Source organism: Nocardia ninae NBRC 108245 (genome assembly GCF_007990755.1).
GTDB classification, from domain to species: Bacteria; Actinomycetota; Actinomycetes; order Mycobacteriales; family Mycobacteriaceae; genus Nocardia; species Nocardia ninae.
This window is the reverse complement of the sequence record NZ_BJXA01000064.1, coordinates 19,028-33,291: the sequence shown is the minus strand read 5'-3', so window position 1 is coordinate 33,291 and position 14,264 is coordinate 19,028. Positions and strand designations below refer to the sequence as shown.

Sequence of the window (14,264 nt, the reverse complement as noted above, 5' to 3'; positions counted from 1 at the left end):
CTACGGCCCGCTGCTCACATCACGACGTCGACGGGGAGACTTCCTTCTTCTTACGGAGGCGGTAGGCAAACTGCTTGCACGCGTCGCTGCAATAGACCCGCGGCCGACCGAACAAACTCTCACCGAACAGGCCTACCGGCAGCTCGCATGGGCAGACCTCACAGGTGAGCTGGGAGGCAGGAAGAGATGCGCCCCACCTCTCATGTCGATCGCACCAGCGCCCCTCACCAGGCTCGGACCAAGTTGAATTTCGAGCCCACATCCCCTGGAAATCATCATCGAGGTAGTCGCCGAAGTACTGTGACCGCGAAGGATGGCGAAGCCTGCTCATCAATTTGTCCATACGGCGCTGCACAGCCCGTGGCGGGATCCCATCGTCCAGCGCGATCTGCACCATGGATTCTCCACTGGCAACTCGCCTGACGAAGGAGGCATCATCGGGGCCTAGCGTCTCCAGAACCCTTCTGAAGAGCTCGTTGAAGCGGATCCCGTCGACCGTGTCCGTTGCCCGGGTCATCACTGGATCCCGGTTGACATACCGCTTACCCATGTCGTCCCTCCTCCGAACGACCCCTCTCCTCGTCCTGCACAGGATCGGTGGGCTCCTCGGCATCGCCACCCCGTTCAGGACCTGAGCAATCCGGATGGCGATGAATCCCGAAGGCGGAGGCAAAAGCCTCGAAGACCCTGGGAATATCCTCCTTCTTCGTTCGGCACAGGGCAACGATCGTCACCACGGTGACGGAGACGGCGAGAGCGAGCAGCGGCGACACACCGGCCGATGCGAGCGAGGTGACGGCCGAGCAGAGCGGGATGGTCGTGGACAAGGGTTCCTCCGCGCATAAAAAAAGCCCCCAGCTTGAGCTGGGGGCTTTGGGGTTGTGTTGAAGTTGGGGGTTGAGACGAAAAAACCCCAGCCGGGGGGACTGGGGTGGGGTGAGGACGCAACTGTCCCCTTCAGGGCCAGAATAGCATTCAGATTTCACCACCCGCAATCCGCTACTGGAAACCAGTAATAACCGCAGCTCAAGCGCAGATACGCACCAGAAGGCGGCTTGTTTCACGTAAGGGTTTCACGGCCCACAGGAGGACCGCTCAATCCCAGGTCACGCACTGTGCGGGCACCAGGCGCAAGACTTTCGTAACGCCTGGTCAGCCTGCTCAGTGCGAAGGGGTGTGTCAGCGTCCGCGCCCACGGTCCGGGCCACCGCGCTGCGGGCCCTCCGGCGGGAGGTAGGCGGGCCGGTCCGGTTCGCGGTAGGTCGGCCGGGCTGCAGGTTTCGGTGGCTGCGGCGCGAGCTCAGGCGCCACAAGCAACCGGGCCGGTGTGACCCACGCCCACGGTTCGCATCCATCACGTTGACGCGCCAGATGCTCGCGATGTTCCGCGCTGCCGACCGCAGGACCCCGATAGGTACCGGAGGCGACCGCGTAACCGTGGTGCACGTCGACGAGCTGCTGACGCAGCACCATCGTCAGCCGTTTGGCCCGCTCAGCCTCTCCCCGGGCCGCGTGCGCCTCGGCGATCGCCTCGATCGCACGCATCAGCTGCTGCAGCAACAGCAGATTCCCCGCTGCCGGGTCACCCCCGATGCGAGCCATTTGCACGAGGAAGGTGGTCACACCGCGCAGCCCGGTCTGTGTACGGTCCGCGCGCGGCCGCGGACCCCGGACCGGGCGAACCGGTTGCGCCGAACGCGCCAGCTCGGCGGCGGCCGCCGCGAACGGGCCGGGCCGATCGCCCTCGACGCGTCGCGACCACGCCCCGAATACTGCCGAGGCCCGACCGGCAGCTTGTGCCCACTCGATGTGGTTCTCGGGCGGAATCGACTTCAGGATCTTGTTCCAGTCCCCGACCTCGGCCGAGATCCGCTTCCACAGCGCAGGGTCCTCGATACGCCGCGCCTCACGGTCGGTATCGGCCAGCCCCCGTGCTCGCGTCCACTCCGTGAGCGCCTCCGTTCGTGCCTCGGGGGTGTCGTCCCACTGCTTGCGCAGCTCGACGATCGACAGATCCGAGGCGAGCTTGCTGCCACCGAGGCGCGGGCCCCGGTGCCCGTCGCCGGCGCGGATCTGCGCGGAGTAGCCGCGCACGACGGTCGTGTCCCCGGCGTCGTAGAACGGCAGTAGCGACACCGCCCCGTCGCGTAGCGCACGGCGCACGAACTCCGCTTCGGTCTTCGACGCCGCCGCGTAGGTGCGCACCAACCTGCGCATCATCTCGCGTTCGGTCTCCGGCCGACCCTCGCGTTTGGCACGCTGGATCTCCGCGCGCGAGTTCCCGCTCATCCCGCCACCGGACTCCCGGGACTCGAGCACTACCAGCCCGTGGCGGTGTTCGAGGGTGTTGCACGCCTCCTGCGCCCGGTTCCAGTCGCCGCGGGCGTGACCTGGCCCGTAGTCGAAGGTGTCGACTTTCTGGCCGTCCTCGCGGACCAAACTCGCGGCGATGTGCACATGGTCGTTGCCGTCGCCGTGTTCACCGGAACGTCCGTGGCGCACAGCAACCCACCGCGCGCCGGCGCGTTCGTCGGTCTCGGTGAACCCCATCTCGCCCATGAAATCCTCGACGACCTGGCGCCACTTGTCGTCGCTCAGCTCCTCGTCCGGCGTCAGCGCGAGGATGCAGTGCCACACCGGTGCGTCCCGCAGCACGCCCTTCTCCCCCGCCGCCGGACGCTCGACGACATCGACTCCACCACCGCGCGCGGACGCCTGCGGGCGCGCGCGCATCCGTACCCGTGTTCCGTAGAGCTTGCGCGGCAGGTCCATTTCCCGCGCCAGCGCGAGCGCGGTGTCGCGCGATGCCTTCTTGTCCTTGTCCCCGTCGAAGGTCGCCAGCCAGCCGTCGCGCATCAGTGTCGGCGACCCGGCGATGACGTGACGCTGTGAGTGCGCGTTGTGCTCACCGGCGCCCAGCAGATACACCAGCAGCCCGCCGAGCTTCTGCCCGCGCAGGACTTTCGGAATCACCGCGCCCCCGTGGCCCAGTGCGGGCTCATCTGCGCGCCACGTCCTTGGCCAAGTCCTCGATCTGCTGCGCGATCTCCGACAGATCGGTCATCACGGCCCGCAGCTGCGCGATGCCCTCGTCCAGCTCGGCGGAATCGAGCACACCGGTGACGTGCGCCGAGTGGATCAACCCATCCAAGCCAGCACCGATGTGCGCCAAGTACCGCAGCCGGATCGTGTCCATCGCATTGGTCGCCGACAACAAAATCCCCTGCAGTACCTGACGCTTCGGCCACGGCAACCACGGCTTCGCGCTGGCCTTCCCGCCCTCCTCCGAACGAACACTCACCGGGTTCAGCGCGCACTGCAACAGATACGCCGGCACCGTCATCCCCGCCTCAGCCGCCGCCGGCACGAGCACCCGCTCGTAATCCGCGAGCGCCATCGTCACCTCGACCCGCTTCTTCTCCCCCACGATGGCCTGCTGCCGCTTGCGTTTCCGGGCCCGCGCGATGTTCTGCGAACGACGTGCCGACACCTTCGGCACGAGTGCCGCCGCGCCGCCGTCCGCCACCTCCGTGACCATCCCGACCACCTCCCATCCGACCCGAAAACCAGCCAAGTGCAACGACCACCCGCCACCGGGTGGAACCTCGCCCCTGCGAGGACTCCTCACTTATCACAGATAAGTGTTAACTTGCTCCGCAGGGGCTGACTCACAAGAGTACCGGAACAAGATCGACGCAACCAGACTCGAACGGGACTAGACACGGGGCCGATCCAGCGCAGAGCTTTCCGGCATCCGGGCGGCTCTGCTGGCCACGCCTCCCTTGATGCGGTGTGCTCCGAAGGCCGCTGCGGCCTCTGGTGGTGTTGCCCATGGGCAACAAAGTCGACAGAAGGCCTGGCTGGCTGGCGGGCGACAGGTATCTGAGCTGCGCCGGGACTGTCCGCGTCGTGTGGGGAACGGGTGCGCGCAATTTCGGGCCCAAAGCGCACATCCATAACGGCGGCAGCCTGTAGGCTCCGAAAACGCGACAGTCCCCGGCGGTTACGGCCCGCCGGGGACTGTCGCGTTTTCGGGTGTCGGTGCTCTGGTGCTCCCGTAGAGGCGCGCGCCTATCCACGCTCGCGCAGGGTGATGACCGGCGCGAGTTCCGCCTCGATCTGCGCGGCGATTTCGAGCCATTTGCTGGTGATGTCGCGGTGTGGGCCGATCTTGTCGCGGTAGATGCGGTCCACACCGAGCCCTTGGCGGCGGTGGGCGATCAGCACCTTCGCGACGGTCTCGACGCTGAATTTGGTGCGCTTGAGACGAGCGTGCACCTCCACGGCCAGGGGCCACAACTCGACATCTTCGACGGAGTACCGATCGGTTGCGGGCTCGGCTGCACGGTGCACGGTCTCCGGCTGCACGGTCGCCGGTGCCTGCTCGGTTTCGGCCTGCTCGGTTTCTGCACGGTGCACGGTTTCGAGTGTGGCCTCTGGGTGCACGGTGCTCGGTTTCTGCACGGTCGCCGCCTGCTCGGTGCTCGCAACGGGTGCGTGCACCTCTTCGGCCGACGGGCTCGGCTGCACGGTCGAGGGAGCGGGTTCCACGCTCGGCTCGGTCTCCTCCTTGAGGGTCTGCACGGTCGAGGAGACCGAGCGCGGTGCCCGCCTCGGCGCCACAGGTGCGTCCGCATGAGGGGTGCTCGCCTGCACTGCCTGGCTCGATGCCGCAGCGCTGTTGCTCGCCGCAGTGACCGCGGCGCGGCTGTCGTCACCGAACTGCTCGGTGTGCTGCTCGGTGTGCACCTCGTCCTCCACGGTGTGCACAGCTACGGGGGCCGCGGCCGGTTCGGCTGCACGGTGCACGGTCTCCGGCTGCACGGTGCTCGATGTCTGCACGGTTCCAGTCCCGGGCTCGGTTGCACGGTGCACGGTCTCGGCGGCCTGGCCGAGGGAGGGGTGCACGGTCGAGTCGGTGAGCTCGGCCGCACGGTGCACGGTTTCCCCCGGCGCGGACGGGTAGCTGGGAGTGGGGTGCACGGTGTGCACGGTCGCCAGTTGTGGCAGCTGCACGGTCACCGTGCCGTCGATCAGTTTGGCCGTTTCGGCGCGGGCACGGACGTAGTCCTTACCGAGGTAGTTCAACGCGACCAGCGTCGCGCCGATCATGACCGGGGCGACAGCGTGCAGGCCGGCGGCGTACCAGTGGGTGGCGCGCAGGTGCGGGTAGGTGTTGAGAACCAAGGTGAGGCCGAACAACGCGAACTCGGTCACCCGGATCCCGGTCGAGGGCTCGACGCCGGTCTCGCGAACCTTGCCGGTGCCCAGCGCGATGATGATGAGCAGACCGGAGATCATGCCGTCGACGAGGAACGAGGCCCAGAACAACGGGTCGTGCACGCCGCCGGGCGCCATGTTCTGCTGGACATTGATTCCGCTCCACACCAGGCCCGCGGCGATGATGACGGCGCCGCCGCGTGTCGTCCACCGGCTGTAGCGGTGTAACGAGGCCACCGTCGAGGTCGGCGTCTCCGCACGCCGCTGCTGCGCCAGCGCCTGGCGCGCGTCGACCGCGTCACGGATGTCGGCGTCAAGGATTTTCTTGTTCGCCTCGCGCAGCGCGGCCGCGGCCGCGAGCTGCTCGGCCAGCTCGGCACGCTCAGCCTTGAGCAACTCGCCGCGCCGCCACTCCGCCTGATTGCGCCTGGCCTCGAGCTCGGCTTCGGAGGGCACCTCGGTCAGCACCGCGGCAGCGTCGCCGCTTAGCAGCGCCAGCCGCCCGCGTGCGGTGTGCAGCTGCTCGGCCAGCGCCTGCACCTCCGGCGGGGTCTCGGTGTGAGGGGTGTCGGGTTTCATCCGGTCGCTCCTGTCGAGGTGGTGCGGGTGAGTAGTCACTGAAAGCTCCGCTCGTGGTGCCCGCCCAGGCTGCGGGCGGCGTCTTCGAGGAGTTCGCGCCACTCTCGTGCTGCGGCGCCGGGCCGGGAGGTTGATGTCACGGGAAGATAGTCCGAGCGAGGCAGTTGCCGCAGGAACAGCGCAGCCAGTCGGCGTAGCACCGGGTCATCGCCGTGCTCGACACGGATGCGGGTGGCGACAGTCTCGGCGTTGGCGACAGCATCGACGAGCACCGCCGACGCGGCGAGCAGCTGCGCGAGAGCGCTCACTCGCGACTCGGTCAGCCGCACTGCCGGCCAGATCGCCATGACCGTGCCGCCGACGCTGAGCCTCGCATGATCGCCGGGGTGATCGCTGCGCAAACCGCACCGAATGTCGGAGCACGCCTCGATCGGCCCGTCATCACCATGCACCAACCCGGGCGGGCATGGCTCGAACGGTCGCAGCTCATCGGTCATGTCGTTCTCCTCTCCCCTGCGGTGAGGTGTTGACCGCGCACCGCATCGAGTTCGGTACTCAGGCGTTCGAGTTCGCTGCGCAACCGGCGTGCTGAACGAGGGGAGTTCGTGCTCGACATACCTGCCGTTCCCGTCATCGCGTGCGGCATCATATCCCCTGGTCGAAGGTGGACGTCCACCTTCGATTCTACCAATCCACGCGGTGGACGTCCACCTGTGCAATGATGGAAGAATGCCTAGTCAGCACCGTTTTCCGGTCATGACGGTCCGCCCGGATCCAGATCTCCATGAGCGCGCGAAGGTGGCCGTCGCCGACGTCGGATCGAATCTGAACGCACACGTCGTCGCGTTCTTGCGCTGGCTGGTTCATGACACCGATCAGCTGCCTCCGCGGCCGAGCTAAGGCGCGGAATCTGCATGGTAGAGATCCTGCGGAGTTGAGATCCGCTCGGTTTACCGCGGTAAACCGACCGATGCAGAGCACATGTTCGGCGCGTCGCCACGCAATGCCTGGGCACCGGCCTGGGGTGTCCGTATGCTGCGGGCCATCCGAAGTAGTCCGTGAAGTGCGGGCGAAGCGTACGGAGGTTTGAAGTGGCGCGTGTTCTTGCCGTGATGAATCAGAAGGGTGGCGTCGGGAAGTCGACGATCACCGTGAACCTGGCGGCAGTGACCGCCGATGTGGCCGGCGGTGATGACCCCGAGGCCTCCTCTCCTGTGACGGCGGTGTCGATCGACCCGCAGGGCTCGGCGTTGTGGTGGGCGAATCGCCTGCAACAGTTGCCGTTTCATATCGCCCAAGCCCATGACGATCTGGATGGGTTGCGCAAACTCCCCCAGTTGCCGGGCATGAAGCACGTCTATGTCGATACTCCGGGTTGGATCGATCTGTCCGACGACGATGAGGACGGCGATCCGCTGGGCACCGGCGCCGCGGCCGCCGCGCTGCGAGCGGTGCTCGATGTGGTCGACTTCGTAGTCGTTCCGATCACGACAGAGCCGCTGACCTTCGATCCGACCGCGCAGACGATCCGGAAAGTGCTGGAACCGCGCGGGGTCCCGTACGTCGTAGTGGTCAATAACTGGGATCCGCGCGACGGGACAGGCGATTTGGAGCAGACGAAGGGATTCGTCAAGGCAGGCGGATGGCCGCTGGCCAAGACGGTGATCCGCCGCTACAAGATCCACGCCCGCGCCTCCGCGGACGGGCTGACCGTCATCGACTATCCGGCCAATCGCGTCAGCATGCAGGCCCGGGAAGACTTCTACCGGCTCGCGCTGGAGTTGCAGGTAGGAGGGCAGTGACGATGGCAGGACGTGGTCAACGAGTAGATCTGACATCGCTGGCCGGTGGTGTCGGCGCGAACTCGCCGGTGGCACAGCAGCCCAAGCGACCGAGCGGACCGCCGACCTCGGCGCCGTTGGAGCAGTTGGCGGGTAACCCGCGCAATCCGCGTGAGGAACTCGGCGACCTGAGTGACCTGGCCTCCATCGCCGAGCGCCAGCTCCAGCCCGTTCTGGTGGTCACACGCAAGGCATACCTGGCGCTGTTCCCTGACGATGCCGAGCTGATCGGTGATGCCCGCTGGGTGGTGGTCACCGGGAACCGGCGCCTCGCCGCGGCACGTAAGTACGGGTGCGATGTTCTCGAGTTCGTGGTCAAGGACGAGGTCGCCAAGGACGCGGTCACGTTCCTGACTGCGGCCATCGACGAGAACATCGGCCGCCGGGACTTCGATGTACTGGAGGAGGCTCGTGCCGTCGACCAGCTGGCGATCGCATGTGGCAGCGCCGATGGTGCCGCTGCACAGCTGAAACGGTCCAAAGGGTGGGTTTCGCAACGGCGAGCGGTGCTCGACCTGGCTCCGGAGTTGCAGGCTGCCTTGCGAGCGGGCGAGCTCGCGTTCCGCGTGGCCCGCAGCCTCGCCCGTGTCCCGCTCGAGGAGCAGGTCGCCGCCTGGCAGGCGCAGCAGGAACGGGCCTCGAACAAGCAGCCCGACGGAGACGCCACCGCCAAACCGTCGACAGGGCAACAACCTCGGCCCGCGAGTGCACCCCGCATCGCGAAGGCGCTTAGCCGGTTCGAGCCCGAACCGGCCGTACTCGCGCAGGCATTGCGCGAATATCTTCCCGCGCCGATGCTCGCCGCCCTGGTCAAAGAACTCCACAGCACCCGCTGATCCCCTGGTTCTGCATGCGGTTTACCGCGGTAAACCGCATGCAGAACGGCATACGAGAAGCGCCCCACCGAGCTGGTCCGGGTAGTGAACCAAACGCAGGCGCCACCACCTGGCGTGCCTGCAGGGGGTGTCATACCAGGAGTACCGCACCGAGCTGATCCTGTAGGAGTGTGAGGGCCAGGGCGTCGGGGTCGGCCGGGTCGTGCTCGGGTGGGTCGTCAAGACCGGGGTAGGGCGGTTCGGGTGGGCCCGCCGCGATTTGGGCAGCCCAGATGATCTCGTTGAGGATGTGGTCGCTGTCCCAGGGGGCAGCTGGGATGTTCGAGGGCTCGGTGTCGGTGGTGGGGTCTGTGACCAGGCCGAAGCGAATTTCGAGCCAGGTTCGCCACGCGGCCCGCTGTTGTTTGACCTCGCTGAGGCGCACGGCTCGCATGGCGTGCAGATTGTGGCGGTCGGCGATGTCGGCGAGAGAGATCGGTCCGGGTGCGACGCTGCCGCGGCTGCGGGTGATCAGGCCGTCGCGGGCGAGTGCGGCGAGCACGTCTTGGCCAGTGCTGCGGGCGACGTGCGCGGCCGCGAGGACGTCGGCGGCCGTGGTCAGCCCGGTGCGGGTGATTAGTTCGTAGATGGCGCGTTTGTGCAGGCCCAGGACCAGCCAGGCGTCGTGCACCGGCACGACGCTGATCCGCTCCAGCGGGACCGGGTCAGTGAGTTTGTCGAGGTTCTCGGCGCGGCGTGCGGTGACAAGGCTGTATTCGTCGGCGTTGGTGCCCGCGGCACGCCGAGTGCGGAAGACTGGGCTGCCGGGAATCTCCCGGACCTCGGCCAGGACCGAGGCGACCGTCTCGTGTGCCATCAGGCCGGCGTGCAGACCGAGCGAGCGCACTCCGACTTCGACGCACGGTGTGTCATCGGGGGCCATCCGCCCGGCGACATAGGCGGCGTAGGCCAGTGCTTGGAATACCGCGAGTACCTGCCAGCGACGGTTCTGACCTGGCCAGGTGGCGTAGGTCCAGGCGGTTGCGCGAGCAAGCCAGTCCGAGTGCGGAGTCTCTGTCGGGAGCGCTGGTTTTCCGTGATCAACTACGGGGGGTGTGTGCTGTTCACGTTCACTGTGTGTAGCGCACCGGACGAACTCACCAAGATGCGATTGGACCCAGTCGCAGGCATGGCTCCAGTCCCGGCGCAGCGCGCGGTCGATCTCGTCGTCACGTTCGTAGCGGGCGTAGGTGGCGGCCATGCCCACCCAGTCCGAGCGCATCCGGGTACGGACCTCGGCGAGGCTCATTCCGCGCAGCGCGGCCGCGCACAGCACGCTCTGGCGCCACTCCGAGGCCGACTTGTAGCGGCCCGGCACCGTCGCACCCGACGTCGCGAAGGCCTCGGACGCGACCGGGAACGCGCTGGTGCCCCGCCAGGACGGCTGTAGCCGCTGCTGGTCGCCTTCGCCTTCCCAGACGTCGATGGGGCGTTCCCCGCGCGTGTAGCGCTGCCCTGGGCCGGTTTCGGGCGTGCTGGAGCGCGAGCTGCTCATGGTGGGGGAGTGGGAGATGAGGGAGTCGCCGAGGAGCAGGCACAGTCGTGCGACGAGACCGAACTCGACGCGGCGATGGGTCAGGACCGCGACCGCGTCGGCGAGGGTTCCGTCCAGGATCCGGTGTCCGCCTTGGCGAGTCCGGGAACCGGGCGGGACGATCGCGCCGAGCTTGTCGTTGTCCATGGGAGCGCGGTCCAGGGTCGGCAGGCGTGACGCGAGCAGCCACATCAGTTTTTCCAGGCTCGACTTGTGCAGGGCCTCGCCGTGCGCCAGCGGCACGATCAGGTGGCGGCCGCCGGTGGCGGGGTTGTGGTCACTGACTACCTCGGCGCCGGCCTCGACGAGCAAGGCCCGCAACCATACGAAATCGCGCAGCACCGCCGTGGGCCCCAGGTCCTTGGGGTCGAGGTCGAACACCAGCAGGGTGGTGGTGCGGGTCTGGCGTAGCCAGAACGTCACGGCGGCGGGCAGATCCGGCAGTCGCTTCGACAACCGCCGGGCCCGGCTTAGGAATTGGTTCGTGACCGGATTGATCAGCCACATCGACCGCGTCGCGGCGATGAGTGGCGCAAGACACGCGAAAACCAGCTCGGGGGCATCGGTGGCCTGAGCTGGCAATTCTCCGTGTGCGGGTAGCTGGGCAGGCACATTCGGCGAACCATGACCGACCGCACCGGTGTGGATGCTTGGTCGAAAGTTCGAGCCCTTGCTACCCTTAGGGCCGCTCTGCAAAAGCGTGGTCCTTAGGGACTTTGAAGTGCCTCCCAGCGCCAACTGGGAGGCCTTCGTCGTTTACGGGGTCATAACCACCGTGTGGTGGAGACGGTGGGTGGGGATTTCTTCTGAGCTATGCCGAGATGGGTAGCGCCTCCTGATGGTGCGGGGCGGGGGCACCGGGGTATGCGGGCAGTCCGAGTTCGCGCCGGAGCACGATCTCTAGCAGGGCACGCTTGCTGATGCCGAGCTCTTTGACCGCGTCATCAAGAGCGACCACGACCTCGTGCGACAAGTTCGTGCCGACAGGCTTCGTCTTCGGCAGTTTCGCGGGTCTCGCCATAAGAGTAAGTACTAGTTGGATCTCGAGGGATGGTGTGGGAGGCGCGCCGTGCCGATCTTCACAACGCTGTTGTGTACTCGGTTCACGCATCCGCACCGGCTGTGTGGAATGCCCTTCCGGCGCATGGCTGTTCACCGAGTTCGGTAGAGGGCCGAAGCTATTCAAATCGGTACCGCCCAACAGCCCAGCAACGTTTGCCGGGGGGAGCGATCGTGGCTGTGATCTCTCCGTCCTTGATCAGCAGCGTTTGGTCTACGTACCTGTCCTGGAGCGCTTCTTGCCACACACGAGTCGGGCCTTCGCCCCAAAATCTCCATGGCACAAGGTCATCGAAGACGAGAACGGTGTTGCTGTCGGCTAGGCCCTTCATGTTGTGCAGGTCAGCCTTGGCGACTTCGTACGAGTGCCCACCGTCGATGAACACGAGATCGAAGCGGGGTACCTGACCACTGGCGCAGAACTCGGGGACAGTTTGAGTCGAATCGCCGAGGATCAGCGTGTGCCGCCCAGGGAACATCCCATCGATGTAGTCCTTCGCCAGGTGCACGTAGTCGTGTTCTCCTAGGTCGAAGGAGTACACGTGCACGTCAGGGTTGGCTTCCAGGAAGGTGTAGCTGGAAAACCCTGCGTTGAAACCGATTTCAGCTATCAGCCGCACGTCCGATCCCTTGGCGAGACCAGCGAGATAGGCGAGTTCGGCGGCATCCGCCGAACCCTCACCCGAACTTCCTCTTGCTCGTGCCTCATCAGCGAGGTGCTTCAGGTGACTCAGACCCATTCACTTACTCCGTCCGCGTCTGCCCACCTCCGATCAAGCTTGTTGGTCTGCAACGGGAACCGTGGCTTTGAGCGAGGGTGCGACCCTGACGTCGTAGCTGGTGTCGACTGCTTTCGCATCGGGCAGCCGCAGGCCCGAGTTGCGGACAGCAGCGGCACGCTGTAGAGCCATTCGCCTGGTTTCATCTCCCCAGGTTCGGTGATGAGCAGTGCGCACCGTCTGCGCGTCATGCTGGCGATACAGCCAAGTCACGGTGTCATCGAACCAGCCGTCAGCGATTCCGGACAGCCCGGCGAGCATGACCAGGTCGTCATTGGTAGGTACGCCACCCCAACCTCCCACTACACGAACCGACGCGGTACGGAGCATCAGGCCGGCGCAATGAACGGGCCAACTACCGCCGGAGTCGAGAGCCCAGTCGTTGACGCTGCCCGCGGGCACGCGACCGAAATCCAGGCCAGGGTAGGGAGGGAACGACTTTCGCGAACCATCAGGCAGCAGATCATCAGCTTGACCCAGTGCCCAATGGATACCGGGGTCGGCGAAGTGGGGGAGGAGAGTTGCGAGCGCGTGGGGCAGGAGAAGGTCGTCACCATCGAGCACCTGGAGCAGTTCGCCGCGGACACGATTCAGCGCGAGGTTGCGAGTGCCGGCGATGCCGAGCTTTTCCCCGTTGGCCGCGTAGCGCACCCACGGATGATCAGCGGCGAGGTCCGCGATGTCTGAGGTAGGTCCGTCTTCTTGAAGCACCCATTCCAGCTCCCAGCCGGAAGGAAGTGTCTGGGCTTCGATGCTGGCGAGCGTCTCGGGTAGGTACGCGGCGCCAGGCTGGTGGACTGCTGTCAGTACGGAAACAAGCATGGTCAGACTTCCTTGGTCAGGTCGGCGCACATGGTGTATTCGATCTGGTCCGCGGCGACAAGACCGCCACCTGTCTCGACAGCGAGGTCTCCGGCGTACAGGGTGTGTTTGTGCACGAAGACGGGCACACCGGGAACCGTGGCCATCCGCGCTGATTCTTCAGGATTGGGGATCCGAGCGCGCAGAGTCGTCGCGGTGTGTGTCACCTGAATTCCCGCGTCGAGGAGCCAGGCGATAGTGGTGCGGCCGGGCCGCTCATCCGTCGGTTGGCCGAGCCCGAGCCGTTGCGCGAGCTCGGCGGTCATGTAGGAGTCGCTGACTTGGTGCGGGGTGCCGTCTGCCAGATACGTGAACGTCCGATGCAGGACCTTCTGGGAGGTACCGAGCGTCTCGGCGATGTCTTCCGGCGGATCTATGACCTCGTAGGTGACGTCCACGTCCACCCCTGTCTCGATGTGGGAGATCTTCTCGAAGCTGTGGTCCCGGCCCGCGAGCGCTTCGCGGTACTCCTGCCGGTAGGCGTCCAGCTCGCGCTGAAAGAAGTGCTGCGCTCGGACTCGGACGCCGCGGCGTGGGGCTTTGGGGTCGGCGATCAGCAGGCCCTCGGCTCGTAGAGCGGCAATCGCTCGCATGAGCAGGTTCGGGTTGCTCACCTCGTAGTGCTCCATCAGCTGCCGTGAGGTCGGCAGCTGATCGCCAGGCTGCCATTCACCGGCTTTGATGCGGGCGCGCAGGTCGTCAGCGATGTCACTCCACCGTGAGGGCGGGGGCACGGAACCTCCTTCAAAGGTTTTGTTACGTAATAACCATTGCATCTGTGGATTTGGTACGTAACAATACTTTCATCGTTTTGCTACGTAGCAAAGTCAAATCGTACACAGGGAGGAACCCCGATGGCTGTACAGCGGGATGGGAGATGGCTGGTCGCAACGCGTTCGAGCCATGTTGCGTTCGAGGCTCGCCCGGGTTGGCTCCGGTTGTCGTTCTGGCCGGAGCAGCTGGTGTCGTCGAGTGCGGCAGTCGCCGGCCTCGTGCTGGCGGAGATCGCCAACGACTGGAACGAGCTGCTGTGGGCTGAGAGCCCGAACGTCGAGATGGTCTGGAAGTTGCTGGGTGGCCAGGCCAAGACGCTGGGCATGGACGCTTTCGAGGCGGTCGCCCGGTGCGAGCAGTACGAGGCCCCGGCTCGCGGCATCGACCGGGCGGTGCGGTCATGACTGCCGAGGTTCATGTCAGGGACTCGATGCTGTCGAGGCCGGTCGCCACAGTCCATGTGGGTCGGGCGTTCATGACGAGCGAGTCGACGTCGCATCTCGCCCGCTACGTCGGGCAGGACAAGTGGACGGTCGACTACCTGCCAGGCCGGCAGTTGGACGGGTGGCGAGCACTTCAGGCGATGAAGATCGCGGCGGCCCCCCAGCGTCCGGAGGTCCTTTTTTGGGCCGCCGAACTCGGGCTGACGGCCGCTGAAGCGGTCGGTATGGCGGCGATGAAGACCGCCGCTGCTGCCGAGCGCGCGACAGGGGTGGAGCGGTGAGCGGGCGGGAACGCCCGC

The 14,264-nt window shown here is 66.2% G+C and carries 16 protein-coding genes; 5 read left to right on the top strand and 11 right to left on the bottom strand.

Features of this window, described 5'->3' with window-relative positions; genetic code table 11:
• Window positions 1-19: 19 nt before the first annotated feature.
• The 6 genes from NN4_RS33085 to NN4_RS33060 form a co-directional block, all read right to left on the bottom strand.
• Window positions 20-550, bottom strand: a complete 531-nt coding sequence (locus NN4_RS33085) for a hypothetical protein (protein ID WP_147139604.1) — start codon at window positions 548-550, stop codon at window positions 20-22.
• On the bottom strand, window positions 543-827 hold the full coding sequence (locus NN4_RS33080; protein ID WP_147139602.1) for a hypothetical protein: 285 nt from the start codon (window positions 825-827) through the stop codon (window positions 543-545). The genes NN4_RS33085 and NN4_RS33080 overlap by 8 nt, the downstream gene beginning before the upstream one ends.
• Before the next feature lie 352 nt (window positions 828-1,179).
• Window positions 1,180-2,973, bottom strand: coding sequence for a relaxase/mobilization nuclease domain-containing protein (locus NN4_RS33075; RefSeq protein WP_147139600.1), 1,794 nt, complete (start codon window positions 2,971-2,973; stop codon window positions 1,180-1,182).
• Window positions 2,974-2,998: 25 nt separating this feature from the next.
• Window positions 2,999-3,538, bottom strand: a complete 540-nt coding sequence (locus tag NN4_RS33070; protein ID WP_147139598.1) for a hypothetical protein — start codon at window positions 3,536-3,538, stop codon at window positions 2,999-3,001.
• 533 nt (window positions 3,539-4,071) lie between these two features.
• Window positions 4,072-5,799: a hypothetical protein gene (locus tag NN4_RS33065; RefSeq protein WP_147139596.1), complete on the bottom strand. Its 1,728-nt coding sequence runs from the start codon at window positions 5,797-5,799 to the stop codon at window positions 4,072-4,074.
• Window positions 5,800-5,834: 35 nt separating this feature from the next.
• Complete coding sequence (locus NN4_RS33060) at window positions 5,835-6,296, bottom strand: hypothetical protein (RefSeq protein ID WP_147139594.1); 462 nt, start codon at window positions 6,294-6,296, stop codon at window positions 5,835-5,837.
• Window positions 6,297-6,528: 232 nt separating this feature from the next.
• Between NN4_RS33060 and NN4_RS45315 the strand changes: the two genes are divergently transcribed.
• The 3 genes from NN4_RS45315 to NN4_RS33050 all read left to right on the top strand — a co-directional run bounded on the left by NN4_RS45315 (window position 6,529) and on the right by NN4_RS33050 (window position 8,476).
• Window positions 6,529-6,699, top strand: coding sequence for a hypothetical protein (locus tag NN4_RS45315; protein ID WP_186818752.1), 171 nt, complete (start codon window positions 6,529-6,531; stop codon window positions 6,697-6,699).
• A 212-nt stretch (window positions 6,700-6,911) separates the two neighbouring features.
• The gene (locus tag NN4_RS33055; RefSeq protein ID WP_147139658.1) at window positions 6,912-7,601 is read left to right on the top strand and encodes a nucleotide-binding protein; all 690 of its coding nucleotides are present in this window, start codon (window positions 6,912-6,914) and stop codon (window positions 7,599-7,601) included.
• A gap of 2 nt (window positions 7,602-7,603) precedes the next feature.
• The gene (locus NN4_RS33050) at window positions 7,604-8,476 is read left to right on the top strand and encodes a ParB/RepB/Spo0J family partition protein (RefSeq protein ID WP_147139592.1); all 873 of its coding nucleotides are present in this window, start codon (window positions 7,604-7,606) and stop codon (window positions 8,474-8,476) included.
• A gap of 130 nt (window positions 8,477-8,606) precedes the next feature.
• Here NN4_RS33050 and NN4_RS33045 read toward each other — a convergent pair whose 3' ends face one another.
• The 5 genes from NN4_RS33045 to NN4_RS33025 form a co-directional block, all read right to left on the bottom strand.
• Window positions 8,607-10,631, bottom strand: a complete 2,025-nt coding sequence (locus NN4_RS33045) for a helix-turn-helix domain-containing protein (protein WP_186818751.1) — start codon at window positions 10,629-10,631, stop codon at window positions 8,607-8,609.
• A gap of 229 nt (window positions 10,632-10,860) precedes the next feature.
• The gene (locus NN4_RS33040) at window positions 10,861-11,070 is read right to left on the bottom strand and encodes a hypothetical protein (RefSeq protein ID WP_147139591.1); all 210 of its coding nucleotides are present in this window, start codon (window positions 11,068-11,070) and stop codon (window positions 10,861-10,863) included.
• Between the two features lie 157 nt (window positions 11,071-11,227).
• The gene (locus tag NN4_RS33035; protein WP_147139589.1) at window positions 11,228-11,848 is read right to left on the bottom strand and encodes a class I SAM-dependent methyltransferase; all 621 of its coding nucleotides are present in this window, start codon (window positions 11,846-11,848) and stop codon (window positions 11,228-11,230) included.
• Between the two features lie 33 nt (window positions 11,849-11,881).
• The gene (locus tag NN4_RS33030; RefSeq protein ID WP_147139587.1) at window positions 11,882-12,709 is read right to left on the bottom strand and encodes a glycosyltransferase family 2 protein; all 828 of its coding nucleotides are present in this window, start codon (window positions 12,707-12,709) and stop codon (window positions 11,882-11,884) included.
• Window positions 12,710-12,711: 2 nt separating this feature from the next.
• Window positions 12,712-13,482, bottom strand: a complete 771-nt coding sequence (locus NN4_RS33025; protein ID WP_186818750.1) for a GntR family transcriptional regulator — start codon at window positions 13,480-13,482, stop codon at window positions 12,712-12,714.
• Window positions 13,483-13,602: 120 nt separating this feature from the next.
• On the opposite strand from NN4_RS33025, the gene NN4_RS33020 reads away from it, so the two are divergent.
• Window positions 13,603-13,926: a hypothetical protein gene (locus NN4_RS33020; RefSeq protein ID WP_246181210.1), complete on the top strand. Its 324-nt coding sequence runs from the start codon at window positions 13,603-13,605 to the stop codon at window positions 13,924-13,926.
• Window positions 13,923-14,246 carry a hypothetical protein gene (locus NN4_RS33015; protein ID WP_246181209.1) on the top strand — a complete coding sequence of 108 codons (324 nt, stop codon included), beginning with the start codon at window positions 13,923-13,925 and terminating at the stop codon, window positions 14,244-14,246. The genes NN4_RS33020 and NN4_RS33015 overlap by 4 nt, the downstream gene beginning before the upstream one ends.
• Window positions 14,247-14,264 lie beyond the last annotated feature (18 nt).

Bases quoted from the DNA above. Each gene is read 5' to 3' on its own strand.
- NN4_RS33085 (WP_147139604.1), bottom strand. From the start codon at position 550: ATGGGTAAGCGGTATGTCAACCGGGATCCAGTGATGACCCGGGCAACG.
- NN4_RS33070 (WP_147139598.1), bottom strand. From the start codon at position 3,538: ATGGTCACGGAGGTGGCGGACGGCGGCGCGGCGGCACTCGTGCCGAAG.
- NN4_RS33065 (WP_147139596.1), bottom strand. From the start codon at position 5,799: ATGAAACCCGACACCCCTCACACCGAGACCCCGCCGGAGGTGCAGGCG.
- NN4_RS33060 (WP_147139594.1), bottom strand. From the start codon at position 6,296: ATGACCGATGAGCTGCGACCGTTCGAGCCATGCCCGCCCGGGTTGGTG.
- NN4_RS45315 (WP_186818752.1), top strand. From the start codon at position 6,529: ATGCCTAGTCAGCACCGTTTTCCGGTCATGACGGTCCGCCCGGATCCA.
- NN4_RS33055 (WP_147139658.1), top strand. From the start codon at position 6,912: ATGAATCAGAAGGGTGGCGTCGGGAAGTCGACGATCACCGTGAACCTG.
- NN4_RS33050 (WP_147139592.1), top strand. From the start codon at position 7,604: ATGGCAGGACGTGGTCAACGAGTAGATCTGACATCGCTGGCCGGTGGT.
- NN4_RS33040 (WP_147139591.1), bottom strand. From the start codon at position 11,070: ATGGCGAGACCCGCGAAACTGCCGAAGACGAAGCCTGTCGGCACGAAC.
- NN4_RS33035 (WP_147139589.1), bottom strand. From the start codon at position 11,848: ATGGGTCTGAGTCACCTGAAGCACCTCGCTGATGAGGCACGAGCAAGA.
- NN4_RS33030 (WP_147139587.1), bottom strand. From the start codon at position 12,709: ATGCTTGTTTCCGTACTGACAGCAGTCCACCAGCCTGGCGCCGCGTAC.
- NN4_RS33020 (WP_246181210.1), top strand. From the start codon at position 13,603: ATGGCTGTACAGCGGGATGGGAGATGGCTGGTCGCAACGCGTTCGAGC.
- NN4_RS33015 (WP_246181209.1), top strand. From the start codon at position 13,923: ATGACTGCCGAGGTTCATGTCAGGGACTCGATGCTGTCGAGGCCGGTC.